This is a genomic window from Halapricum hydrolyticum (assembly GCF_025517535.1).
In the GTDB taxonomy this organism is placed as follows: Archaea; Halobacteriota; Halobacteria; order Halobacteriales; family Haloarculaceae; genus Halapricum; species Halapricum hydrolyticum.
The window spans coordinates 17,674-42,264 of record NZ_JAOPKC010000024.1 but is presented as its reverse complement, the minus strand read 5'-3'; the positions used below and the strand labels follow the sequence as shown (position 1 = coordinate 42,264).

General features: G+C 62.4%; 24 protein-coding genes and 1 tRNA gene. 11 read left to right on the top strand and 14 right to left on the bottom strand.

Features of this window, described 5'->3' with window-relative positions:
- Positions 1-203: 203 nt before the first annotated feature.
- Complete coding sequence (locus OB916_RS14685) at positions 204-1,436, bottom strand: digeranylgeranylglycerophospholipid reductase (RefSeq protein WP_315910046.1); 1,233 nt, start codon at positions 1,434-1,436, stop codon at positions 204-206.
- Between the two features lie 214 nt (positions 1,437-1,650).
- On the opposite strand from OB916_RS14685, the gene OB916_RS14680 reads away from it, so the two are divergent.
- The 4 genes from OB916_RS14680 (at position 1,651) to OB916_RS14665 (ending at position 5,836) form a co-directional block, all read left to right on the top strand.
- Entirely contained in the window at positions 1,651-2,640 is a 990-nt protein-coding gene (locus OB916_RS14680; RefSeq protein WP_315910045.1) for an aldo/keto reductase, read from the top strand.
- A gap of 308 nt (positions 2,641-2,948) precedes the next feature.
- A complete protein-coding gene (locus tag OB916_RS14675) occupies positions 2,949-3,746 on the top strand; it encodes a ParA family protein (RefSeq protein WP_315910044.1) in 798 nt (265 codons plus the stop codon).
- On the top strand, positions 3,739-4,137 hold the full coding sequence (locus OB916_RS14670; protein ID WP_315910043.1) for a hypothetical protein: 399 nt from the start codon (positions 3,739-3,741) through the stop codon (positions 4,135-4,137). Before OB916_RS14675 ends, OB916_RS14670 begins: the two co-directional genes overlap by 8 nt.
- Positions 4,138-4,165: 28 nt before the next feature.
- Positions 4,166-5,836 carry a histidine kinase N-terminal 7TM domain-containing protein gene (locus tag OB916_RS14665; RefSeq protein ID WP_315910042.1) on the top strand — a complete coding sequence of 557 codons (1,671 nt, stop codon included), beginning with the start codon at positions 4,166-4,168 and terminating at the stop codon, positions 5,834-5,836.
- Positions 5,837-5,927: 91 nt separating this feature from the next.
- Here the strand turns inward: OB916_RS14665 and OB916_RS14660 are convergent, their stop codons facing one another.
- The 3 genes from OB916_RS14660 to OB916_RS14650 all read right to left on the bottom strand — a co-directional run bounded on the left by OB916_RS14660 (position 5,928) and on the right by OB916_RS14650 (position 11,240).
- A complete protein-coding gene (locus OB916_RS14660; RefSeq protein WP_315910041.1) occupies positions 5,928-6,863 on the bottom strand; it encodes a UbiA family prenyltransferase in 936 nt (311 codons plus the stop codon).
- A 364-nt stretch (positions 6,864-7,227) separates the two neighbouring features.
- Positions 7,228-9,936: an LEA type 2 family protein gene (locus OB916_RS14655; RefSeq protein WP_315910040.1), complete on the bottom strand. Its 2,709-nt coding sequence runs from the start codon at positions 9,934-9,936 to the stop codon at positions 7,228-7,230.
- 26 nt (positions 9,937-9,962) lie between these two features.
- Complete coding sequence (locus OB916_RS14650; RefSeq protein ID WP_315910039.1) at positions 9,963-11,240, bottom strand: M48 family metallopeptidase; 1,278 nt, start codon at positions 11,238-11,240, stop codon at positions 9,963-9,965.
- A gap of 353 nt (positions 11,241-11,593) precedes the next feature.
- Between OB916_RS14650 and OB916_RS14645 the strand changes: the two genes are divergently transcribed.
- Positions 11,594-11,755, top strand: a complete 162-nt coding sequence (locus OB916_RS14645) for a hypothetical protein (protein WP_315910038.1) — start codon at positions 11,594-11,596, stop codon at positions 11,753-11,755.
- Positions 11,756-11,785: 30 nt separating this feature from the next.
- On the opposite strand, the gene OB916_RS14640 is transcribed toward OB916_RS14645, so the two are convergent.
- From OB916_RS14640 to OB916_RS14620, 5 genes are all read right to left on the bottom strand, one after another.
- Positions 11,786-12,835 carry an LEA type 2 family protein gene (locus OB916_RS14640; protein ID WP_315910037.1) on the bottom strand — a complete coding sequence of 350 codons (1,050 nt, stop codon included), beginning with the start codon at positions 12,833-12,835 and terminating at the stop codon, positions 11,786-11,788.
- A 151-nt stretch (positions 12,836-12,986) separates the two neighbouring features.
- The gene (locus OB916_RS14635) at positions 12,987-13,187 is read right to left on the bottom strand and encodes a cold-shock protein (protein ID WP_229110366.1); all 201 of its coding nucleotides are present in this window, start codon (positions 13,185-13,187) and stop codon (positions 12,987-12,989) included.
- A 156-nt stretch (positions 13,188-13,343) separates the two neighbouring features.
- Positions 13,344-13,733, bottom strand: a complete 390-nt coding sequence (gene fer / locus OB916_RS14630) for a ferredoxin Fer (RefSeq protein WP_315910036.1) — start codon at positions 13,731-13,733, stop codon at positions 13,344-13,346.
- 84 nt (positions 13,734-13,817) lie between these two features.
- Positions 13,818-15,020 (bottom strand): inorganic phosphate transporter, encoded by a 1,203-nt coding sequence (locus tag OB916_RS14625; RefSeq protein WP_315910035.1) that lies wholly within the window; start codon positions 15,018-15,020, stop codon positions 13,818-13,820.
- A 431-nt stretch (positions 15,021-15,451) separates the two neighbouring features.
- Positions 15,452-15,533, bottom strand: a tRNA-Ser gene (locus tag OB916_RS14620).
- A gap of 555 nt (positions 15,534-16,088) precedes the next feature.
- Here OB916_RS14620 and tnpA point away from each other — a divergent pair.
- Together tnpA and OB916_RS14610 are read left to right on the top strand one after the other, a co-directional pair.
- On the top strand, positions 16,089-16,469 hold the full coding sequence (tnpA, locus tag OB916_RS14615; protein ID WP_315910048.1) for an IS200/IS605 family transposase: 381 nt from the start codon (positions 16,089-16,091) through the stop codon (positions 16,467-16,469).
- Entirely contained in the window at positions 16,466-17,797 is a 1,332-nt protein-coding gene (locus OB916_RS14610; protein ID WP_315910034.1) for an RNA-guided endonuclease InsQ/TnpB family protein, read from the top strand. Before tnpA ends, OB916_RS14610 begins: the two co-directional genes overlap by 4 nt.
- A 254-nt stretch (positions 17,798-18,051) precedes the next feature.
- Here the strand turns inward: OB916_RS14610 and radA are convergent, their stop codons facing one another.
- From radA to eif1A, 4 genes are all read right to left on the bottom strand, one after another.
- Positions 18,052-19,101 carry a DNA repair and recombination protein RadA gene (radA, locus tag OB916_RS14605; RefSeq protein WP_315910033.1) on the bottom strand — a complete coding sequence of 350 codons (1,050 nt, stop codon included), beginning with the start codon at positions 19,099-19,101 and terminating at the stop codon, positions 18,052-18,054.
- A 201-nt stretch (positions 19,102-19,302) separates the two neighbouring features.
- On the bottom strand, positions 19,303-19,914 hold the full coding sequence (pspAB, locus tag OB916_RS14600; RefSeq protein WP_315910032.1) for a PspA-associated protein PspAB: 612 nt from the start codon (positions 19,912-19,914) through the stop codon (positions 19,303-19,305).
- A gap of 57 nt (positions 19,915-19,971) precedes the next feature.
- Positions 19,972-20,853, bottom strand: coding sequence for a zinc metalloprotease HtpX (gene htpX, locus OB916_RS14595; protein ID WP_315910031.1), 882 nt, complete (start codon positions 20,851-20,853; stop codon positions 19,972-19,974).
- A gap of 78 nt (positions 20,854-20,931) precedes the next feature.
- Positions 20,932-21,219 carry a translation initiation factor eIF-1A gene (eif1A, locus tag OB916_RS14590; protein WP_315910030.1) on the bottom strand — a complete coding sequence of 96 codons (288 nt, stop codon included), beginning with the start codon at positions 21,217-21,219 and terminating at the stop codon, positions 20,932-20,934.
- Positions 21,220-21,347: 128 nt separating this feature from the next.
- On the opposite strand from eif1A, the gene OB916_RS14585 reads away from it, so the two are divergent.
- Complete coding sequence (locus tag OB916_RS14585; RefSeq protein ID WP_315910029.1) at positions 21,348-21,779, top strand: SCP2 sterol-binding domain-containing protein; 432 nt, start codon at positions 21,348-21,350, stop codon at positions 21,777-21,779.
- An 8-nt stretch (positions 21,780-21,787) separates the two neighbouring features.
- On the opposite strand, the gene OB916_RS14580 is transcribed toward OB916_RS14585, so the two are convergent.
- Positions 21,788-22,426, bottom strand: a complete 639-nt coding sequence (locus tag OB916_RS14580; protein ID WP_315910028.1) for an IS6 family transposase — start codon at positions 22,424-22,426, stop codon at positions 21,788-21,790.
- Positions 22,427-22,648: 222 nt separating this feature from the next.
- Between OB916_RS14580 and OB916_RS14575 the strand changes: the two genes are divergently transcribed.
- The 3 genes from OB916_RS14575 (at position 22,649) to thrC (ending at position 24,583) form a co-directional block, all read left to right on the top strand.
- Positions 22,649-22,837, top strand: a complete 189-nt coding sequence (locus tag OB916_RS14575; RefSeq protein WP_315910027.1) for a DUF7470 family protein — start codon at positions 22,649-22,651, stop codon at positions 22,835-22,837.
- Between the two features lie 172 nt (positions 22,838-23,009).
- The gene (locus OB916_RS14570) at positions 23,010-23,258 is read left to right on the top strand and encodes a DUF7577 domain-containing protein (RefSeq protein WP_315910026.1); all 249 of its coding nucleotides are present in this window, start codon (positions 23,010-23,012) and stop codon (positions 23,256-23,258) included.
- 59 nt (positions 23,259-23,317) lie between these two features.
- Entirely contained in the window at positions 23,318-24,583 is a 1,266-nt protein-coding gene (gene thrC / locus OB916_RS14565) for a threonine synthase (protein WP_315910025.1), read from the top strand.
- The last annotated feature ends 8 nt before the right edge of the window (positions 24,584-24,591 follow it).

Below are 24,591 nucleotides of genomic sequence, written 5' to 3'. Positions count from 1 at the left end.
ACACCAGCGAGGGCAGAAGTCCCCCGCTGGAGGGGCGTTCTGTCAGTACGCCCTGAAGTCGGGGACGATGACCGTGAACGCGACTGACGTGGCGTCCGACGCCTACGTGTCGGCAGAACGGGAGTCCACCGACAAGCCAACGGCTTCAGCCGTTGGTCGCTGACGGTAGCCGCTGCGGATCGTTCCCTGGCTGTCGAAAAGCACTACGTCCGCAGGTAGTGGCTGGCGAACCTCGCCAGCAGCGGAACGTCGTCGAGATGGATGAGCTTCGAGATCGCACGCCAGCTGCCCTCGTTGGCCCGGCGCATCGTCTGCAGATCGAGCCGATCGAGGTCCTTCATGAACCGGTCGTAGCGCTCGTTGGGGGCGAAGTACATCAACTCGGTCATGAACAGCCGCGAATCCATCTTCGGGGCGACGGTCTCGTGCCAGAGATCGTCGTAGACGGAGATGTTGTCGGCGGAGGTGTCTCGCTTATCGGGCGTGAGACAGTGATCGACCGTGATCGCGGCAGCCCGGGCGGATTGCATCCCCTTGTTGATTCCTTCGCCCCACAGCGGGTCGATCGTCGGCACGGTGTCGCCGATCGCCATGAAGTTGTCCGTGCTCAGGCTCCCGGGCGACTGGATGTGGGCCGACCCGCGGTGTTGCTTGCCCTCGATGGGTTCGGCGTCTTCGAACCGGGGGTCGGTTTCGACCCAGTGTTGTAGATAGCCGTCGATCGTTCGGTCACCGCTGGCATATTGCTGATACTGCTCGTTTTGGATGTAGCAGACCCCGACCTTGGCGGTGTCCTCGCCGGTGTGGAAGATCCAGGAATAGCCGCCGGGCGCGTACTCGTGATCGAGCCGGAGCATCATCGCGTCGTTGAGGTCGGCGTAGTCGGGAGGGTCGAGATCGACGCCCTCGAACTCCCGTTCGATCCCGATCGCCTGCTTCTCGCGCTGCAGGTCACTGACACCTAGTGCCTTGGCAAGCGGGGCCGCCGGCCCGGTCGCGTCGATCACGATATCGCCGTACACTTCGTGATCGCCGTTGTACTCGACGCCGACGATCTCCCCGTCGTCCATGACGGGCCCGGACACCCGGGCGTCGAAACGATACTCTGCGCCCTTCTCGCGGCCGTCCTCGACGAGGAATTGTTTGAAGTCGGCGAACTCCAGGACGGCACCTGCCTGCGGTTGTTCGAAGTGGTGGTTGGGCGATTCGAGGACGACGCTGTCGGTGAACTGCATCACGACGTCGTCCGGGACGTTGAATGCGGTGAGCATCGACGGGAACGTCCCGCCGGTCGACTTGTTGCTCTGCCGAGGGAACTCTGACTCCGGCTCGGTCTCCAGCACGACGACGTCGTACCCCCTCGCGGCGACGTCGCGTGCACATTGGGCGCCGGCCGGACCGGCCCCGGCGACAACCACGTCGAAGCGGTCGGACATTAACTATTCAACATAGACAGGAATTGATAACGCTTTCCACTTCTAGACGACGTAATATTGAACAGTTACGTGACGGGACAAATGTGAGTGTCAGTACTCACTGTGTGAGTGTCAGTACTCACTGTGGCTGTACGTGTGCCTGTCTGTGGATTCGACAGGCAGAATGACGGAAAAATGACGGTAATTTCAAGCGTCCCCCGCCCCCGTTTCGGACATGGAACTCGGATACGTCCCGCTGGGACGCACCGGTCTACAGGTGAGCGAACTCGCGTTCGGGACCTGGCGGTTCGGGCGCAAGACTGACCAGGATTCGATCGAGATCCCCGAAGAGCGGGCCTACGAGCTGCTCGACGCCTACGAGGAGTGGGGCGGGCGGTTCATCGACACCGCCGACATCTACGGCGACGGCGACAGCGAGCGCTGGATCGGCAACTGGCTCGCCCAGCGCGACCGCAGCGAGTACGTCATCGCCTCGAAAGTCTACTGGCCGACCCGTGAGGACAACCCCAACTTTAGCGGGCTCTCCCGGACGCACGTCCGCCGGCAGGTCGACGCGATCCTCGACCGTCTCGGGACGGACTATCTCGACGTCCTGTACATCCACCGCTGGGACGGTGCCACGCCGGCCGAGCAGTTGATGCGCACGCTCAACGGCGTCGTCGAGGACGGGAAAGTCAACTTCCTCGGGGCCTCGACGCACGTTCCCGACGCCTGGCATATCGCCAAGGCCAACGAGATCGCGAAACGCCACGGGTTCGAACCCTTCACCGTCTCCCAGCCGCGGTATAATCTCGTCAACCGCGAGGTCGAAGACACCTACCTGGATATGTGTGCCGACTACGGGATCGAACTCGTCCCCTGGAGCCCGCTCGGCCAGGGCGTTCTGACGGGCAAGTACAGCCGCGACGACATGCCCGAAGACTCGACGGCCTCCGAGGACGAGGGCTGGGAGGACTACTATCTCACCGAGGAGAACTTCCAGGTCGTCGACGAGGTCCGGGCGGTCGCCGAGGAAGTCGACGCCACCCCCGCTCAGGTCAGCCTGGCCTGGCTGATGCACCACCAGGGGATTGCGGCACCGATCGTCGGCGCACGAACTGTCGACCAGCTCGAAGAGAACCTCGGAGCGGCCACCGTCGAACTGAGCAGCGAGCAGTTCGAGCGCCTGGCCGAGTCGAAGGACTCGCCGCTCGAAGGGATCTGATCCGTCCCGCCAACGACACCGATCTGCTCGCTGATCGGCGCAAGGGGATTGGATGCTCTCAGCGCTGTTTGGCACTCCTCCGAGCGCGTTCGGACGTCTTTGAGAGCCAAACGATCAAAACAGGGCTGCCGCCCGGACAGACCCTTGCCAGCCGGGATCCCCGACTCTGCGAGCACGTTTCACTTCTTGTAGAGCCAGCTATGCTAAATCGTGTCATGACACTCACTAATTTATGTAATCCATCTAATCGGTGGTTGACAGTAGTCTGACGTGATATTAAGTACCACACTCACGTTTGTACAGTTTGTATGGGAGATACGGTCCGAATTGCCGTAAGCAATCAAAAAGGGGGTGTTGGAAAGACCGCTGTCGCGATCAACGTCGCCGGAGCACTGAACGACAGGGGGCACGATGTCCTTTTCGTCGATCTGGATCCACAGGGGAACGCGACGGAGAATCTCGGCATGCGGGACGTCTACGACGAGGGTCCGCCGTCGCTGTTCGACGTCTTGAGCGACGCCGAGAAGCGACACCACGTGGTCGACCTGGTGAGAGAACACGAAGAGATGGACGTCATCCCGTCGAACATCGACATGACGGCGATCGAACCAGAACTCACGCTCTCTCGACGGTCAGGACAACAGCTGTCGCTGACACTCGAACACGTCGACCACGAGTACGACTACGTCATCATCGACTGTCCGCCCTTCCTCGGGAACCTCATGGACAACGCACTGTACGCAGCACAGAACATGCTCATCCCGGCACTGGCAGAGACCACGAGCAAGCGGGCCTTCGAGCTGCTGTTCGATCACGTTTCCGCCCTGGAGAAAGACTACGATATCCGCATCCGGGAGCGCGGGGTCGTCATCAACCGAATAGACGTGCGGAAAAACCAGGCACGCGAGATGGTCGCGTGGATAGAGGACGCGTTCGACGATACGCCGGTCTGGAAAGTCAGAGAACGCGCAGCGGTACAGCGTGCCATGACCAACGGTACGTCGCTCTTCGCCGAGGCTCCGGAGTGTGACCAGTTGCCCTCGTTCCGGGAGATCGCACGCGGCCTGGACGAACAGTTCCGCCGACGGAGAGTAAGCCATGACTGACGACCGGTCCGAACGGCTTCGCAAGCGCCGCAAGCGGTCGACCGAGAACGTCGAATCGAACCGACAACCCTCCCCGGCATCGGGAAACCGGGGGACGGAAGAGCAAGTAGCCTCGTCGAACGCAACGAGCGACGACCCGGAGTCTGCTGTGGACGACTCGGTTTCGATCAAAGAAGAACAGATCGGGACGTACATGTACCTGCCTGAGTTCCAGACGAAGGAACTACGGCGGCTGTACAACGTTTTGAAGGCGGAATACGAGTTCGAGCACGACGAAGAGTTCGAGAAGAACCGCCACTTCTATCCGCTGGTCGTCCAGTACGGGCTGGATACTCTCAACGGGATGAGTACGTCCGAGATACGATCACATCTGGAGCAACTGTACGAGTAAAACGGGCATAATACGGGGGATCAATACCATGTCAATCCTGGTCATGCGGGCGATATTGGTAGTGACGATTGCCGTCGGGTTCACGGGCAGTCTGCTGGCCTGGAGGGAACGCCCGAAACCTGGAGCCGTTTCGCTGGCGTTACTCTTGGCGGGACAGTGCTGGTGGTCGTCGACGCTGCTGTTTCGGGTGAACGCGACGAGCATCCAGGAAAAGATATTCTGGACCGACATCACGTGGGTCGGTGTCGCCATCCTGCCTGTCGCGTGGCTGTTCTTTTCGCTGTCCTACACGGGATACAGCAAGTATCTCCAGCGGCGGTACGTCCTGCTTGCGCTGATCATCCCAGCGCTCACTATCCTGTTCGGCCTGACTAACGAGTTCCATCACCTGATGTACGCTGAGTCGACTCTCGTCGACTACGGAGGAGAGTCAGTCATCGATCGCACACCCGGTCCCTGGTTCTGGGTCACCGCGTACTACACGTACCTGTTAGGTTTGCTGGGCGCGATCCCGCTGCTGTCGTTCGTTTCGAGCGACCTATCGATTTTCCAGGCACAGAGTATTGCACTGCTGACCGGCCTTGCTGTCCCCTGGACGACCAACGTGTTACACCTGCTGGGCGCCCTGCCCACGAGTGGTATCGATCCCACGCCGATCGCGTTCTCGCTCTCGGCAGTCCTGTTTCTGGGGGCACTCACGCGGTTTCGACTCCTTGGGACGAACCCGGCTCCCATTCGACCTGCTCGACGGTTACTGTTCGACCAGATTGAAGACGGGCTCGTCATATTGGACATGGACAACCACGTCATAGATATCAACGAGCAAGCAGCGGACGCACTCGGATCCACGCCGTTTGACTTGCTCGGACGGCCGGTCGATGATGCGATCCCGCAGCTGGAGGATCTGGACGAGACCCAATCCGACCGCACCCTCCTGCGACCCGACGGTGGTTCGGTCAGTCTCGACGTTTCGGTGAGTGAGATACGTGATACCCGTGGCCGGACCATCGGGCGCGTCCTCAGCCTGCACGACATCAGTGAGTACCTTCGACAGCAGCAGCGACTCGAAGTCCTCAACCGGGTGTTCCGGCACAACGTCCGGACCAGCACGCAAGTGATCCTCAGCCAGATCGAATACCTGAGAGAGCACAACAGCGACGAACACGCAGCCAAAGCCGAGGAGAACCTGCTAGAGATCAACGAGTTCAGCGACCGGATCCGGACGGTCCTCGACGTCTTCAAGCGCGGACGGACGGAATTCCGGCCGATCCGGTTCGAGGTTACGATCCGGGAATGCCTGAACGAGATGGAGACAGCGTTCCCGGAAGCCTCGATCCATTACAACGGCTGTGAGGCCCAGATCTACGTCGACAGCATTTTCGACGACGTGTTCAAGAACGCCGTCGAGAACGCCCTTGAGCACAACACGAACCCCGAACCAGAGGTGTGGGTCGACGTCGAATGCGGAGACAACACGGTTGAGGTCGCCGTCGCGGACAACGGCCCGGGTATCAACGACGAAGAACTCGCCTTGTTGAACGACGGGACGGAAACGCCACTGAAACATGGGTCCGGACTCGGGCTCGCGCTGATAATCTGGGGCACTGAATTAGCTGGCGGGAACGTTACTTTCGACGCCGACGATCCGAACGGTATGACCGTATCTATAGAATTTCCGATACTTTCGATACCGGAGTGATCCTGTCGGACATGACTGCTTGAAAGTATTCGCCCCTCCAGGGTGGCGAAATCCTTCGAGGACCGCGCCCGGCAGGACGATTACCGGGCCGCTAGAGGAGAGAAGCCGCCACGAATAAAACGAATACAGGGATCGGAGAACACTCGGCTCCGATCGTCAGCCCCTGTCTGTCACCGACGTGTCCCAGGAGACTGACCGCGGCCACGAGGGTCCAGACACCGGCCGACAGGATCACTGCTATGGGGACCGTCAGATAGCCGCTGTACGCTCCATAGCTCAGGACAGCGAGCGTGAGTGTGGCGATGCCGTAGAGGACGGTCCGGGTTCGCTCGACCCCGAGAACCGTCGGGACGGTTCTGACGCCGCTGGCCCTGTCACTTTCGACGTCGCGGACGTTCGCTATCTCCGTGCTGACGAGCGTCGTGAGAACGAAGTAGGAAAACAAGAGGCCGGAGCGCGGCGTGAGCGCTGCGTTTGCGAAAGCCATGGGCAACAGGACAACCGGCACGGACCACGCGATGGCCACGAGCATTGAACTGACGAACGGAACCTCCTTGAGCCGTTCGAACCCGACCGCGCCGACACGAATCCATTCGATCGCGTACGACAGCCAGACGACACCGGGCAAGAGCGTCAGGCCGAACGCGAGCGGCCCGCCAAGCGCCGAGAGGGCAACGCCGATACCGTAGGCCATCGCCGCGGTGACGTAGAGCACGCGCTGATAGCGCCAGACGAATGCAGCACGTTGCGGACGAGACACGGCGTCGTCCGAAAGGTCGACGAGTCGGTCGTTGGCGTAGACGGCAAAGGTCACCAGTGCCCCGATGAGTGGTGCCAGCGTTACCGGGAGTGACAGGGCAAAGATCACGACGAGTACTTTTATCGAGGCGATGAGTGCGAGGTAGGCGGAACTGTATTCTAGAGCGCTCCATGCTCTTTTCGCGTGTCTGAGTCCCCATTCAGCGAAACCGCCCGCTGTAACTCTCGATTCGGTCGCTTCTGTCCAGCTGCGCGGTTCAGACGCCATTTATTTTCCCCCGGTATCCGAGCCCTGATTCCGTCCGTGGCACATTAATCCACGGGAGTACCCTGTTCAGTATCCATTCGACCAGCCCACCGACCCGTCCGTGGGACAAAGCCACCATAGTCTGACGCTCGTCACACGACAATATAAATTCACATATTTCTCGTAGTATTTTTACATGCAGGTGTTCAGAGCTATACGAACCGTCAAAACTAGCTCGTGCTTCCGAGAGAGTTCGGGGCCGGGTTAGCTACTCACAGCGGAAGCAGCGCGAAAGTCCACGACTGCAGTCGTGTGAGAGCTCTGCGCTGAACGCCTTCGCGTCACCTGCGCATCCAACCGTCAGCACGATCACCGGAGAGCGTACCTAGCCGAGCAGGTCCGTCTCGACGGTCTCGTTCGTCGAGAATATCGACAGCGGGACCGTCCGCGGCTCACCATTGACTTCGATGGTCGCCGTCACGTCGACCACGAGCGTCGACTGTTCGTCGTTCCGGATGTGGCTGACCCACCACTCGTCCATCCGGGAGTTGTCGAGATCGACAGTCAGACCGACGACCTCGCTTTCACCCGGCTGAATCGTCGTGCCATCCTGTTGGCTGTCGTTGGCCAGCGTGACGCCGCCGATCGAGACGTCGTAGTTGATCTCCTGGACCGTGATCGGCACCGGCTGTTCGTTGCGCAGTGCGCTCCGCGCGTCGAGCGGTGCCTCCTGTGGCGTCGCCCGGCCCCATTCGGCCTCGGTCCACTCGGCGACGAAGTACTGCCGATCGCCCGTTCCGACCGGCTGTGGCTCGTCGGTGTTCAGGTCGGCGAGTAAGTCCGTCTCAGTCGTCGAGTTCGCGTCGGGAGTCGGTACGTCGACCGTCGTGAAGCCGACGTCGACGGTCGTGGTAGTCGTCGTGACCGTCGTCGAAGTTTCGCCGCGATTGAGATGGCGGGCCCACCACGCCGGAACCTTGCTGTTGTCGAGTTCGCTCGTCACGCGCAGTTCGTTCGACCCTGCCGACGGCGTCGTCTCGCTCGATCCCGAGCCGACGAAGACGTCGTTGATCGACGTCTCGGCGGTCGTCGTCAGCCGGACGAAGTCGTTGATCTCGGGGTCGGTATTGGAGTTCTCGACGGTCACGTCCGCGTGCACCTCGGTCGTCTCGTCGGTCACCGCGCCCCACTCGCGTTCGATACCCTCGACTGTCGGTTGCTCGACGTCGGGCTGTTCCACGGGGAACGTCTCGATGGTCGTGTTCGACCCGCCCAGCAGGTCGGTCGTCAGTCCGAACCGTTCCGACACCAGCGCCACCGGCACGCGCTCGCGTTCGCCGTCTCGTTCGACCAGTCCGTGCAACTGGACCGAGACGTTCGACTGTTCGCCGCCACGGAGATGGGTCGCCCACCAGTCTGCCAGTCGGGGCGTGTCCATCGGGACGGTAACCTCGAGCTGTGCGGATTCGCCCGGATCGATTCTCAGTTCGTCGTCTATCCCTTCGGCGACCGTGACGTTGTTCATCGTGACGAGATATTCGACGCCGGTGAACGATACCGGACGATCGTGTGCGCTTTCCACGGTCGTCTCGACGGAGAACGGCGTCGTCTCGGCGTCAGCGACCTCCCAGCTCGCCGTTCGGTCGGCGAGCGTCAACAGCGTCTCGTTTGCGACCGTGATTGTCTGTGCGTCGCCGTCGCCTACCGGTCCGAGGATATCAGTCTCGAACTCGTCCGACTGATCGACTAGCGGACGCTGGAAGCGGGTGATTCCGACGTCGATCGTCGCTCCGGCCCGCGCCTCGACAGTCGATCGTTCGCCGCCGTTGATGTGACGCGGCCACCAGTCGACGAACCGGTCGTTGTCCATCTCACCGGTCACGGTCATCGAGTCGTCGTTCGGGAGCTGTCGGGTCGTCTGCTCCTCGAGAACGGTGACGTCGTTGATCGCGCTCACCTGCCCGACCGTGAGTGTCGTCACGTTTCGCAACCTGTCGACGTCACCGGTGTCGTTCAGGGTCGCAGTCGTGACGATCTCGGCTGTCTCGTCGGTGATCGTCCCCCAGTCGCGGTCGGCCTCCTCGACGGTCGGAACCGTCACCGGATCGCGAAGACTCGGCAACGCTTCGACGTCTGTTCCCCCGTCACCGAGCAGATCCGTCTCGAACTCGAGTCGCTGCTGATAGAGCCGTACCGGGACACGGCTCTGGTTGCCGTTCTGTTCGACGAGTCCGTACAGTTCGACGCGCATCCGGCTGGTCTCGCCGTTGCGGACGTGCGTCGGCCACCAGTCGGCGAACGCGTCCGTCTCCAGCGCCGCATCGACCGTCAGCGTGTCCGAATCGCCGGGCGCGAGATCGACACCCTCGGTCGTCTGCCCCTCGCCCAGCGTGACGTTGTTCATCGTCACGACGTATTCGACGCCGGAGAGCGTGACTGGCTGCTCGTGGGCGTTCTCCAGTTCGGCAGTCAGCGTCAGCGGCGTCGTCTCGTCGGTCGCCTCGCCCCAGCTCGCGTCGCGATCACCGAGTACGAGCAGCGGCTCCCCGTCCACCGTTACGGTGTCTTCCTCGCTGCTCTCGAACGATGAGAGCAGATCAGTCTCGACTGCAGACGTCTGTTCGGGCAGCGACTGGCTGACCCCCGGGCCGCTCACTGTCGGCTCGATCGTCAGCGTCGATCGCTCGTCGCCGTTGACGTGCGTGACCCACCAGTCGGCGATCCGGTCGTTGTCCATCGTGGCGGCAAACTCGATCGTGTTCTCGCCGGGCGAGAGCCCGATCCCGGACTTTTTGCCTTCCGCGAGGACGACGTCGTTCAGCGACGCCGTGTACTCGATCGAAACGACGCCGGGCGTCCCGATCGGATTGGGATTGTCGACGCGGGCCTGGGTCTCAATCTGTGTCGTGTCGTTCGTGGCTTCGCCCCACTCGCTGTCGACGCTCTCGACGGTCGGCTGGGCGAGGACGCCAGTCGCGACGAGAACGGTAACGAGCAGTGCGATCACTCCCAGCGACACGGCGGCACCGACGACGACTGTCCGCAAGGACGGCAGCGCGTCGAGGACCGAACGGACGGGTGGAGGCAGATCCATCGTGTCCCCGTTTGTGAGCGGGGCCCTTAATCCACTGGGTCGACCGTACTCGCGGCGTTCTCGTCGCTCTCGCGTTCGATGTACCGGATCCGCTCTGGGATCGGCGGGTGGGTGTAGTGGAACGTCGCATAGAGGGGGTGAGGGAACGGATTGGCGAGGTTCTCGCTGGTCAGGTTCGCCAGCGCGTCCGCCAGTGCCGAACCCCCGCCCATGACCTCGACGGCGAAACTGTCGGCCTCGCGTTCGTGTGCCAGCGAGAGTTTGTTCTCCACGGGTGCGCTGAGACGCACTAGCGGTTCGATCCACAGCACTCCAAGCGCGAGCCCGGCGTACGCCGTCTCCGGAGCACCGAACATCTCGTAGACCCACGATTGCTCGATCAGGATCGAGAAGACCGCCAGCACGACGCCGATCCGCAGGGCCGAGCTGGCAAGTTGCTTCCAGATGTGCCCTTGCTTCCAGTGTGCGAGTTCGTGGGCGAGGACGCTTTTGATCTCCTCGCGATCCATCTGGTCGATCAGCGTATCGAACAGGACGACTCGCTTGGTTCGGCCGAAGCCGACGAAGTAGGCGTTCGAGTGTGAGGAGCGACTGGAGGCGTCCATCTGGTACACCTGCTCACAGGCGAAACCGGCGCGCTCGAAGACGTCCTCGACCGCGTCCCGGAGGTCGCCGCTCTCGATCGGTTCGAACTCGTAGAACAGCGGTGCGATCACCCGGGGATAGATCACCAGCATCGCAAGCGAGAAGGCGACGAACAGCCCCCAGGCCCCGACCCACCACCAGTCGGGGAACAACTCGAGGATCAGCAGGACGCCGCCGGCGACGATCACCGTCAACACGATCGAGACGGCCAGGCTCACGACGAAATCCCGGAGCCACAGCCGCGGCGACTGCTGGTTGAACCCGAACTGCTCCTCGACGGCGAACGTCTCGTACAGCGAGAACGGAGCGCCGGCGACCTGGACGAGTCCGACCAGTCCAGCGAAGAAGACCACGCCGCGCGCGACCGGCGGGAGCGCGACTCCCTCCAGTGCGGCGACGGCGTCGCCGAACAGCCCCGAGTACAGCACGAGCAAGACCAGCGCCAGCCCGACCGCCGACCGCAACAGCGACAGCCCGGTGCCGGCCCGCTGGTAGGCGAGCAGTCGCTCGGTGTCGTCGATTCCGAGGCGGTGGGTCACCCACTCCATCCGTTCGACGACGGTTGCAGCCCCGTGCCGGACGTTGAGAAGTGCCAGTGCTGCGAAGAAGAGCTCGGTCCCCACGACCACCGTCAGAAAGACCGCGTGTAGTTCGAGCATGTCACGTCGCTCGGGGCCCGACCTACGAGAAAGCTACGACCCGTCAGCCACGACAGCGACGCAGCCGAACAGACCGACAGAGACTTTCACTCTTAGACTCGCCACTCGAACCCACAGTCTGTGCACTCGTAATGTCGCCAGTCCGTGCCCCCGGGAACCCGTTCGCGTGCAGTGGTCTCCCGCCGATCGCTACCACAGGACGGGCAGGAGTAAATCGTGTTTTGAGACGCCATACCTAATTGTTAATAGTTATGCAGGGATAACTCTCGGCGTCCCGGTAGTCGTTGCCGACTCATCGTGATCGTTTCGTCGGGGCCGGTAAAGTGAAGTTCCGTTCGGGAAAGACGAAGACTATGGAGGAGGAAGCCTGGCGATCCGTCGACGTCATCAAGAACAAGAGAGGCGAGCCACACGTCCTCCAGCAGAAGGTCAAAGTTTACACGGCCGGGGTGACAAACGAGTCCTCAGGATACACGAAGCCGCTGCTGGAGCACCGGCTCGTGCCGCTCGATTAGGTGACGAAATAGGGCATCCTGGGCCGACAGTCAGTCGGCCGCCACCGAACCGCCGGAGCCGCAGTTCGACCCGCTCTCCTGATCTTCGAGAATCGCCGTGCGGAACTGACACTGATAGCCGACGCCGTCTTCGGGGATCGTGATCGTGGTGCCGGTCTCCGGGACGGCGAACTCCAGACGCGGTTCGATCACGAGATTCGACCGTTCGCCGTTCTCGACGTGACTCAGGAACCAGTCGTCGACATTGTCGTTGGTCATCGTCACCGTGTACTCGACGGTCCGAGTCTCGCCGGGCGCGAGCATCGCGTCTCGATCGACGCTGTCTGGCGTGAGGGCGTCCCCGCTCGCGGTGAACAACTCGACGTCGTTGGCCGTGGCGTCGAGCCGGAAGCCGTCAGGGACCAGCGCGACCGGGACCGAGCCCGGATTGTGAATCTCTATCGTCAGCGTCATGTTCGACCTCGCGTCCGTGACTGTTGCCCACTCCGCGCTGGCGTCCCGGATCTCGTACCCGGCAGTTGCCGGTCCGGTCCCGGCTGTGTACTCGCCTTCCATCGTCGAGACGGCCGCCGAGAACGCCTCGATCACGGGTCGGCGGTCTTCCAGCATCGTCCGGTCGTGCGCCGGGAACGATACCTGTCGGTCCCCGAAGGCGTCGATCGTCGCGTTCCCGGTGGCGTGGAACTGGATCGTCTCGTCGTTGCGTACGTACGCGACCCACCACGGCACGATCTTGTCGTTGTCGAGCGTCGAGGTGAGGGTGACCGTACTCGACCCGCGCGGGACCGAGATCGATTCGCGCTGCCCCTCGACGAGCCTGACGCCGTTGAGCTCGGTCCAGTAGCGCGCACTGAACCCGTCAGAGAGGCTGACACCGATCGGATTCGGGTTCTCGACGAGTATCGTCGTCTCTATTTCGGTCGTCTCTTCGGTCGTCGTCCCCCACTCGCCGGGTTCCTTGACGGTCACGTTCGGCAGACCGATGATGCCGGTGGCATAGCCGAGTACCAGCAACACGACAACCACGACGAATACGCCGCCGACGAGTTTGAGAAGACGTTTCGCTAGCGAACCGATCATAGTGTTCCGTTCCGTGGAAGCGAGTATATGTCTGGTGGCCACGGCAGTTATACTGCCGGCTGTAACGGTGTCGCGTCATCGGCGACCGCCAGTCTCGCCACTCTCCCTCTGAAAGAAACGAAAATTGTGTGCTCGCGTCCGCAGTCAGAGCCTATTCGTCGAGGCGTTTGACGTTGGTCGCGCGCGGGCCTTTGGGGGCCTGTTCGATGTCGAATTCCAGTTCTGTGCCTTCCTCAAGGTCCGGGCCGCCAACGTCTTCCATGTGGAAGAAAACGTCCTCGTCCGCGTCCTCAGTCTCGATAAAGCCGTAACCGCCCGTGTCGTTGAAGAAATCAACCGTACCTTTCGCCATTGCGTACGAACAGAGGCCACGGGGACTGATAAACGTTGCGAGGTCTGTCGGGAATGTGCCAACTACTCGCCGATCGCGGGACGAGCGGCTGGCGAAGCAACGCGAACGGGGTCGAACCGCAGTGACCCCGGAAAACGGATCGGCTCGCGGTGCGCCTTAGATGACGCGGTTCTGGAGGTAATCGAGGTGCTTGGCGTTGTAGACGATCTGTACGCTGTCACTGCCGGGCGTGCCGACGCAGGTCAGGCGGACGCCCTTGTCTTCGACCTCTTCGTCGCTGAGGATCTGCTGCATGTCCATCTCGACTTCGCCCTCGCGGACAATCGACGCACAGTTCGCACAGGCGCCCGCACGGCACGAGAACGGCCAGTCGTATCCCTGCGCTTCGGCGGCCTCGAGGATGTATTCGCCTTCGGCGACCTCGAGTTCGCCGTGGTCGGACTCGTCGAGACCGGCCTCTTCGGCCTTCTCGAAGAGGTTGTCGTCGTAAATGTCCCAGCCCTGGTCGTCCACTACTTCGTAGTTAAGGTACTCTACTGTAGGCATCACCCGATGTGTACTGACGCCTAACGGTTAGACTTTGCTGTTCGGGATGTCACATGGTGTCTCTTCACACGGCAAGGGGTAACATTAGATAATCGGGACGAATCGAAACACAAGAAAGGCCGCGATCGTCGCGACCGACGGGACGAGATTCTGCATGAGAACGACTCTCGCAGTCGTCTTCGGCTCGAACAACTCAGTTGCAGCCGGGATATCCTCGCTGCGCTCTTCGCCGATCGGCTGGGTCTCGACGCCGGTGGGCGTTCCGGCCTCGCCGCCGACGGTCGGTGCGTCCGCTGCGTCCGCAGTGAGTGCCCCGACCGAGACGTCGGGAGTCTCTCCGTGGACCGTCTCTTCGAGCGTGACAGTCCGGGTCGCCCGACCCCAGCCGAGGCCGACGATGCTCATCGTCGCGATGACGACGAAGCTCGCGGGGATGCCGATCGCCGAGAGGCCTGTCACGACGGTCGAACTCACGACGGCGACGACGATCGCCGCCAGCAGCGGCAGATCCGTCAGATCGTTGCCGACCGTGTCCATCGTCCGGCGAGCGATCGTGAACGCGCCGAGACCGATCGCACCGCCGGCGAGCAAGATCCCCTCCGTCTCGCCGAGCGAGCCGCTGCCGACCAGCGGCGCGACGGCGTTGGCGACGTTCGACGCCCCCGCGGCGAAGGCCATGTAACAGCCGATCCCGACGACCAGCGTCGTCCCGAACACCTCCCGAGGAGTCGTCTCTTCGCCCAGGCGCGGCCGCGGAAGCGTTCCGGAGCGATCGAGGACGAACAGCGCCCCCTCCGACTGGCTGATCGCGAACCACTCCACGAGGGTCGGGTAGAGATAGCGTCCGATGACGCCGCTGACCCAGAAGGCGACGACCGGCGCGACCAGCCACCAGGCGACGATCTGGCCCATCACCCGCCACTGCAGCGTGTGTTCGGCCAGCCCGAGCCCGGCGATCGCGCCGACCGCCGTCATCGACGTCGAAGCCGGCACGCCCGCGACGTTCGACAGAAAGAGCGCGAACCCGACGAAAAACAGCACGACGATGCTCACGACCATCGTGAACTCCGTCGTGACGATGTCCGATCCCAGGGTGTCGACGACCTCCCGCCCGACGGTCAGCCCGCCAGCCAGCGCGAACACCGTCATCAGCGCCGCCGCGCCGAGTTTCGAAATCGTTCCCGCCCCGACCGCCGGCCCGAATGCCACGCCGGTCGAGGACCCGCCGATGTTGAACCCGACGAAGGCGGCCACGAGGATACCAATGGCCAGTAACACCCCGACCATATCTACGTGACTGTGGGGACCAGCGAGCGTTAAATTCTACTGTCTGAGTCGATCGCTGAGATGGGCTGTGATTGGTCCTGTTCGCTATGATCGCCTTGTGGTCAGTTAGAAAAGATCTGCGGTACTTCGATAGCGAGTAGGCGCCGGATCGAACGGAAAAACAGCGTGTATTCACTAGTCAGGATCAGACGCAGACGAGGTGGAAGTAATAAGATAATAAATCAATGTGGATCCAGCCGCGAGTGCAGAGAGAAATCCGATTACTCATTCGTAGTCAGTCACAGAAGACGCCAGGACTGGGATTTGAACCCAGAACCAGACGTGCTCGCTTCGCTGCGCGCGACTGGTAGGGGTTAAAATCCCGTTTCTGGGTTTCGCGACTGCTGGCTCACTCGTCGCTGTCGCTCCTCGTTCGCAGTCAGTCGTAGAAGCGCCAGGACTGGGATTTGAACCCAGAATCCCGAAAGGGAACACGCTTTCCAGGCGTGCGCCTTACCGTTCGGCCATCCTGGCTCGTATTGCTATATCCGCAACCGGTCGGTTAAGGACTTTCGTTCTGAGTCGGATACGGAAACGAGTGGCCGCAACGCCAGGACTGGGAGTGAGCGAACGCGACGCGTTTGCGAACGCCGATAGACGAGCGAAGCGAGTTTATCGGAATTTGAACCCAGAATCCCGAGTCTGAAGCGATACTCGCCGATCGTCGCTTCGACCCGCGCGAGTCATTCTCAACCCCCTGCCTTCGGATCGAAACCGGCTCACGTCTTGTGGTTCCACCTCGATCCGTTCACTTTCACTCCGGGGCCTGATACGGGACAGGCCTGGATCGGGTTCGACACGAAACGACGGTCGGGTGGGTGAACAGCGGTGCGACCGCCATTTTGCCATGAGGCCGCCTTCCACGACGCGCATGGCGGCCTTGTCGTCGGTGTGACGTTGTTTTCGAGCGCAAGCCTCGCCCTTCAGGGCGGAGTCAAGCGGTAGGCCCGGCAACTCAGACCACCGACAACGGCCGGGCCGGGGTTCGACCGAAACACTTAGCACCCATCCCGGCTATGGTATACACGTATAGTGAAGAGTACCCGTCATGCGGTTTACGAACTTTACTACCACATAGTATTCATCCCGAAATACCGGGAGCCGCGTCTCACGGGTGCGACCGCCGACCGGCTTCGGTCCATCTTCGAGGAAATCTGCGACGACAAAGACCTCGAATTGGTCGAAGCCGAAATCATGCCCGACCACGTCCACTTGTTCATCGGGAGTCCACCTCGGAACGCCCCGTCCCTCATCGTCAACTGGGTGAAGGGGATCTCCGCGCGGTGGTACAATGAGCGGTTCCCCGACCGCATCAAGTGGACGCGCTCGTACTACGCCGGTAGTGCCGGCAGTGTCTCAAAAGACGCTGTCGAGCAGTACATCCAAGAGCAAACGGAGCAACAAGCGTGAGGCGCGTCAACACCTTCACCGTCGTTCCCCGTTCACCCGAGGACGAGGAGCTTCTACGGCGGCTGTTGGACGCCTCTGCGAGCCTCTGGAACGAACTCACCTACGAACGCCGTCAACAGTTCTTCGACGGCGAGAGCGTGTGGGACACCGCCGACTACCGCAAGCAGTACGTCGGCGTTCTCGGAAGTGCCACCGCTCAACAGGTGATTCGCAAGAACAGCGAAGCGTGGCGGTCGTTCTTCGCCGCCCGCGACAACGGCGAGGACACGGCTCCGCCGGGGTACTGGGGCAACGAGGACGACGGCCGGGAGTTGCGGACCTACATCCGGAACGACCAGTACACGCTTCGGTGGGGCGACTGTTCGACCATCGAAATCACGGTCGGCAGCGACCTCAAAGACAAGTACGACATGGGCTACCGCGAACGGCTCACGCTCGATGTTCGCGGTCGCCCGAAGTGGTCGGGCGACCAAGGCCGGTTGGAGTTGTACTACGACGAGTTGAGCGACCAATTCAGGGCCATTCAGCCTGTCACGGTAGAGGGTTCTCGACAGGATTCACCACTGGCGAACGAAACCGCCGCTCTGGATATTGGCGCAAACAACATCGTCGCCTGTACGACTACGACCGGCCAGCAGTACCTCTACGAGGGGCGGGAGCTCTTCGAGCGGTTCCGGGACACGACCAGGGAGATCGCCCGGCTTCAGTCGCTCCTCGAAGACGGTCGGTACACGTCGAAGCGGATTCGACGGCTGTATCGCCGCCGGACGCGACGGCGCGACCATGCCATGGGCGCGCTCGCCCGCGATCTCATGGAGCGGCTGTACGAAGAAGGCGTTTCGACGGTGTACGTGGGCGATCTCACGGACGTACTCGAAACGCACTGGTCGGTGCGGGTGAACGCCAAGACGCACAACTTCTGGGCGTTCCGGGCGTTCATCAACCGGCTGGCGTGTACCGCCGAGGAGTACGGTATCACCGTCGAAGTCCGCCCCGAAGCGTGGACCTCCCAAGAGTGTCCGAACTGCGGTTCGACCGAGGACACCACGCGCCACCGCGACACGCTCACGTGTACCTGCGGCTTCGAGGGCCACGCAGACCTCACGGCATCAGAGACGTTCCTCCGACGCCACGAATCGAACGTACCACGGCCGATGGCACGGCCCGTGTGCCTCAAGTGGGACGACCACCAGTGGTCGGCGTTAACGAGACGCGCCGCGTCTCGTTCGCACACCAGAAATCTCCGATTTCTGGGGACATCGTCACGCGCTCACCGTCCCAACGAGGAGCACACAAACCCGCAAGTTACCGCCGGGGAATCGGCGTAGCCGAACCCCCACGGTGGAATCTCGCCCCTTCAGGGGCGGGAGGATGTCAATTCAGCCGAGTCAGCATCGCTCCACAACTGCCGCAGGATCGGGACCGCCTCCCGTCGCTCGTGTACGTCGGTCAACTCACGGATCTCCATATCGGGGCGTGACGACGAACGGACAAATCCGTTGTCCCGGTGTGAGACGACACGACGAACCCCCCCAAGGCTCCGTCGATAGTGAAACACTGACACCTGCTGGAATCCGCTGGGTTACTCGGCCATCAGGCCACCTTCCTCGACGCGCATGACGGCCTCGCCGTCGGGCAGGTTCGGCGCGTCGACCAGCTTGACGATCCGCTTGTTGCCCTTGGACTTGCGGAGGTACATCCGGAAGGTCGAGGTGTGACCCAGGATGTTACCACCGATCGGCTGGGTCGGATCGCCGAAGAAGGAATCGGGGTTCGAGGCGACCTGGTTGGTGACGACGACGGCGGTGTTGTTCAGGTCGCCGACGCGCATCAGGTCGTGGAGATGCTTGTTGAGTTTCTGCTGGCGCTCCGCGAGTTCGCCACGACCGACGTACTCGGCGCGGAAGTGGGCGGTCAGCGAGTCGACCGCGAGCAGGCGAACCGGGAACTCGTCGTCCTGGGACTCGCTGGCGATCTCCTGGGCCTTCTCGGCCAGCAGGATCTGGTGGTTGGAGTTGAACGCCTTCGCGACGTGGATCTTGTCGAGCATCGACTCGACGAGATCGTCGACCAGCGACTCGTCACCGGCGTCGGCGTCGCTCTCCTCGCCGACGACCCCGTGAAGGGCCATCGTCGCCTCGATGGTCTCGTCGTCCAGCCCGTTGACCATCTGCTCGATCCGCTCGGGTCGGAAGGTGTCCTCGCTGTCGATAAAGATCGCGCTGCCCTCCAGCCCGCCGTGCTCGGCCGGCAGCTGGACCGTCACGGCCAGCTGGTGAGTCACCTGGGACTTGCCGGCCCCGAACTCGCCGTAGACTTCGGTGATCGACTGGGTCTCGACGCCGCCGCCGAGCAACTCGTCGACCTCCTCGACGCCCCAGGAGAGCTTGCCGATCTGCTCCCGTCGCTCGAGAACCGTCGCACCGCTCTCGAACCCGCCGATGTCGGCGGCCTCGCGGGCGGCCTGGATGATATCCGCCGCCGAGGACTCGCCGACGTCGGCCGTGTTCGACAACTCGCCCGGCGAGGCGACGGCGATCCCCTGGTAGGACTCGTATCCGTTCTCGCGCAACTTTTCGGCTGTCGCCGGACCGACGCCCGGCAGGTCTTCGAGGTCTTCGGTCGCTGCCATACGCCTCGGTTAGATCGGATGGGTCATAAACCCTCGTTAACAGTATAGTGAAAGTGAAACCGCAGGACAAAGCGCCCCTGGAGCGCCATCGAATCGCTGGGTTTAGGTGCGAAGACGGCGGGGTCGCGCCGTGCTAGCAACCGTCCCATTTCGAGCCCGGTCGGGGTGCAGAACGTCTGTACCAACCTATCGCCGGCGGTGTCACTCCCAGGGGTGGCCGTCGTCTTCGGGCCAGAGCGGATACCAGTAGGCTTCGTCGTCTTCGAGGTCGAGTTCGCCGTCGAGCACGCTCTGAAGTTTGAACTCAGCACTCGAATCGCGCTCGCGTTTGCCAGGCATCGGCGCGAACGGGTAGTAGGCCCCGCGCCGGAACGAGTACACCCAGTAGACCGAGCGATTCTCGGAGGGGTGCTGGAAGGCGAACAGCGCCGCGAGCAGTCGCGAGCCGTAGCCCTGTTCGATGAGCTCGTCGGCGGCGAAGTGGATGCTCGTGACCAGATCCTCGAAGGTGTCGTCTTCGAGGACGACCCAGTGATAGCCGTGGCTGTCCTCGACGAACTCGGCGGTCGTGCCCGTCTCGGCCTCGCCCGCTTGCAGGATCGCTTCGACGTTCTCCAGCGCGTCGGTGAAGTCCGTGCTATCGACGGCAGCGAAACACAGCGCTGCGTCGCCGGTCGGCGCGTATCCCAGATCGGCCTCCATCGTCACGTAGGCCGTACTCATCCCCCAGAGGTCGTCGGGATCGGCGTCCCGGGTCGCGTCGGCCTCGGCTTTGAGTCCGAGTGCCTGCTTCAGCCCGTCGAATAGTCCCATATCCGGCGGTTCGGGCGTGTGGTATTTAGTGGGTCGGGGTCGAGGCAACCCGGCGGCTCACGCCGACTCGATCTCCCGTTCCATCTCGCGCAGTCGTTCGACCCGCTTTTCGGTCGCGGGATGGGTCTTGAACAGCCGGCCGACGAACCCCTTGCTGATCGGGATGATGAAGAAGGCGTTCATCTCGGCCTGTTCGCGGAGGTCCTCCTGCGGGATGCGATCCATCCGACCGGAGATCTTCATTAGCGCGCTCGCGAGCGCCGACGGGCGACCGGTGATGATCGCACCCCCGCGGTCGGCAGCGTACTCTCGATAGCGGGAAAGCGCCCGGATGAGAACGAACGAGACGATCCAGACGACAAGCGAGACCAGAATGGCGACCCAGATCGGCGCCTGGTTGCCGCCGCGACCGCCGCGGCCGCCCGAGAACAGCCAGCCCCAGCGGACGATCATAAAGGCGATCGTCGAGAGGAACGACGCGATCGTCATCACCATCACGTCGCGGTTCTTGATGTGGGCCAGCTCGTGGGCGAGCACTCCCTCGAGTTCCTCCTGATCGAGCGTCTGCATGATCCCTGTCGTCACGGCGACGGTCGCCTTCGACTGTGACCGGCCCGTCGCGAAGGCGTTCGGAACCTGCGAGTCAGCGACCGCGACCTCCGGTTTCGGCACGTCGGCCTGCTGGGCGAGGCGGCCAACGGTGGCGTGGAGCTCGGGATACTCGTCCTCGGAGACAGTGCGTGCACCCATGCTTCTGAGCGCGAGCTTGTCACTGAAGAAAAACTGCCCGAAGCTGAACAGCCCCAGGATCAGTACTATGCCGAGGAGATTGATGCCGGAGACTGCCAGCGCGGCGATGAACCCGACGTACAGGAGCCCGAGCAGCAGCATCGTCAGGCCCATTCGGCCGCGCAGTCCCCAGTCAGGTTGCCATTGCATCGGTACCTGTCGGTAGGCGTCTGAGACTCATATACTTCCCTCTCTCGGTGGCAATCGAACAGCAAAACAGCGTCGCTTTCACTCCTGGATGTGCCCTTCGTCGCGCAACTGGTCGGCTTCCTGTTTGTCGTATCGCCAGGTGATGTCTGCTTTTTCGTCCTGCCAGTCCCAGGGTTCGACGAGCACGACGTCGTCTTCGCGGATCCAGATACGCTTCTGCATCTTCCCCGGAATCCGCGCGATGCGCTCCTTGCCGTCCATGCACCGTACCTTCACGCGGTTGGCCCCCAGCATGTTCGTGACGACGGCGAACACTTCGTCGTCGTCGGGCATGCGGAGGTCCTTGCGCCCGCTGTCGTCGCCCATACGTGGGGTTTCGATAGCGTGGGGTTTCATACTGACGGTTGCGGGGCGGATCGAGAGCCAGCGGATCGGCCGATAGACACGCTGCGTGCGATACATCCAAGGGCGAGAGGTGAGAAGCCACGCACACGATGGCGATCGCGCTGCCCGACGAGGCCGAGTCCTGGATCGAATCGTTCCGGGACCGTCTCAACGACAACGACGCTTACGCTGAGGCTGCCGACGGCTGGGGAGTCGATTTTGACGGTGACTTCGTCCTCGAGATCCTGGCCGATGGAACCTACGACGGCGAGCCGCTGTACTTCTATCTCGAACTCCGCGATGGCGACTGCCTGCAGGCAGCCGTACTCGACGACCCTGACGAGGTCGCGCACGGCTACGCGCTCCGTGGCACCTACACCGACTGGAAGCGGATCATCCAGGGGGAGGTCGACATCGTCTCCGGTGTGATGGACGGCACGCTCGAGGCCGACGGCTCGAAGATCCGGGCCATGCGCTACCAGCAGGCGCTCGTCGAGATGGGCGAAACTGCCGCCCGTGTCGAAACTGACTTCCAGTATTAGCCATCGCGTTAAGTTTGGCGTGAGTTGTGGTAGACGGCGAAGGCTTCGAGCCACTCTTGAGCTGTCTCTAGCTCGATATGGCTGAAACTATTTGCAAACGATGATGTTCGTCGTTCTACCTCACAAAAGACACGTTCGATGGAATTCCGATTTCCGTGTGCAAGTATCCGAAATCGATAGCCATCTTCGGCCAGCACTGGGCCGAGATAGTCGGCGTCATCGACGAGAAACACCACGTCGTCGAGCCTGTAACGACGATGAAGCTCAGCCAGAAACCACCGCGTCGTCTGTTTCGTCGCCGTCGGAAACAGGCTCACGTGCAAGATTTCGTTCGTTTGGGGATCGACAGCGCCGTACAGCCAGAACTCTTGGCCGTGCAGGCGGATCATCTTCTCGTCAACCGCAAGTTGATCCGCAGTGACTGTCGAGAGTGGCTGTAGATCTGCCTTGTGAACCCACTCGTGGATTGCCACGTGACTCCGTTGGACTCCTAACTCATCGATAAAACGACTTTCATCCCGTAATGACATACCTGCTAAGTGACATCGGATGCCCACTTGAATCGCCCACTCGGGAGTCCGCCGCCGCTCCACAAACGACAAATCTATCCACGTGATAGCATCGCTGAGGCGTTCGAGATCGGGCATGGACACTCAGAGATCGAACGCCTCATTCTCTAACTTAACGCGACCGTATTAGGACACGCTCGGCAGCGCGGCAGCGCTCGGCGTGTTCGTCGCTGGCGCGGTCGTGACGTTCCTGTCGCTCTCGCATCTGCTGTACGGTCGCTGATCGATCCGATTTCTCTCTACGGCCATTGATCGGCTCGATCCGGCACTGTTTTGTCCCGCCAGTGCGCCCAGCCAGACATGTTCGACAAACTCGGTGCCGTCGGTATCGTCGGCCTGATCCTCGCGCTGGGCGGACTCGGCGTCATCGCGTACGAAGCACCGCTGATCGCTGCCGGCGTCGCGCTCGTGCTGGCCGGACTCGGACTCGCTGCCTTCGCAATCGTTCGAAACCTGCTCTCTTCGCTCGGCATGGGTGCGATGGTCTAGAATCTCCCGATCCGGCTGCCTTCGAACTCGTGTGGTTTCCACCTTTGCCCGTGCCTTTCGCGTCCGTCTGCTTTTTCCGTGAGGCCGGGAACGGTCCGCCGAGTTCTCGGGCGTAGACGGCCTGCACCCGTCGAATGACAGGTTTAGGTCGTTCGAGCCCGTACGTTGATATATGGTGCCGTGGGAGCCCCTCGTCGTGTACGTTCTCATCCTGATCGGAGCAGCCCTGCTGGGGTGGCTCCCCTTTTACGTGCTCGACCGGATCTCGATCGTCGATCGGATCGACGTGGCGGAGGCACACCGGAGGCGCGAGGCGGCGACCGACTCGACGGTGATCTGCCTGAGGTGTGGGCGGCCCAACGAGCGCGAGTACGCGTTCTGCCGGTCCTGTGGCGGCAAGTTGCCGACCGATCAGGAGTGATAGACCCGATGAGCGCCGAACCCTGGTCCTTTTTCTCTATCGGCACGTCCTCTCTGGTAATGGCCAATCTGCAACTCGACGAACCCGAACCCGAAGCCGCCGACGACGGCGTCTGGCTGACCTGTATCGAGTGTGGAGAGACGTTCGCGCCGTTCGAGGGGATCCGCTATACCTGCGACGAGTGTGGCGGGCTGCTCGAAGTCCGCTACGCCGACCTGCCGACTTTCGAGGACTTCGACTCCGCCGCGATCGCCGACAGCGTCTGGCGGTACGACGCTGCGCTTCCCTTCGAGGCGGGCGTCTCTCTGCCCGAAGGTGGGACGCCGCTGCACGAAGTCCCCCGACTGGAGGCCGACATGGGCGTCGATCGACTCCGCGTCAAACACGAGGGGATGAACCCGACCGGGTCGTTCAAGGACCGCGGGATGACCGTCGGCGTCCGCGTCGCGGAGGAGATCGGGGTTGACCGACTCGCCTGTGCATCGACGGGTAACACCTCTGCGGCGCTGTCTGCCTACGGCGCACGTGCCGGAATCGAGACGCTGGTGTTGCTCCCGGCGGGCAAGGTCGCCGCGGGCAAGGTCGCCCAGGCGAGTCTGCACGGCGCGCGCATCCTCGAAGTCGACGGAAACTTTGATCGCTGTCTCGACATCGTCCAGAACCTCGCGGATCGCGGCGAGGCGTATCTGCTGAACTCGCTGAACCCCTTCCGTCTGGAGGGCCAGAAGACGATCGGCCTCGAAATCCTGGAGCAGTTCCACGCCGAGGAGGGGGCCTATCCGGATCGGATCGTCCTGCCGGTGGGCAACGCGGGCAACACCGCGGCGCTGTACAAGGCCTTCCGCGAACTGGTCGAAAGCGGCGCGCTCGATGAGTCGGACGTGCCGAAACTCACCGGCGTCCAGGCCGAGGGGTCGGCACCGATGGTCGAGGCGATCGAGAAAGGCTGGGAGGACACCAAACGCTGGGAGGACGTCGAGACGATCGCGACGGCGATCCGGATCGGCAACCCCGTCAACGCACCGAAGGCGCTGCCGGGGATCCGCGAGACCGGCGGCACCGCCGTCGCGGTTTCGGACGAACAGATCACGGCCGCACAGCGCGATCTGGCATCGGAAGGCGTCGGCGTCGAACCGGCCTCGGCGGCCTCGGTCGCCGGCCTGCGAAAGCTCCGCCGCGAGGGCGTCGTCGAAGCGGACGAACAGGTCGTCTGTCTCACGACCGGCCACCTGCTAAAAGACCCCGACGCCGCGGCCGAAGCCGGAAGCGATCCCGAACCCGTCCCCGACGATACCGACGCTGTACTCGAACACCTCGCGGAGTGACGGCGACA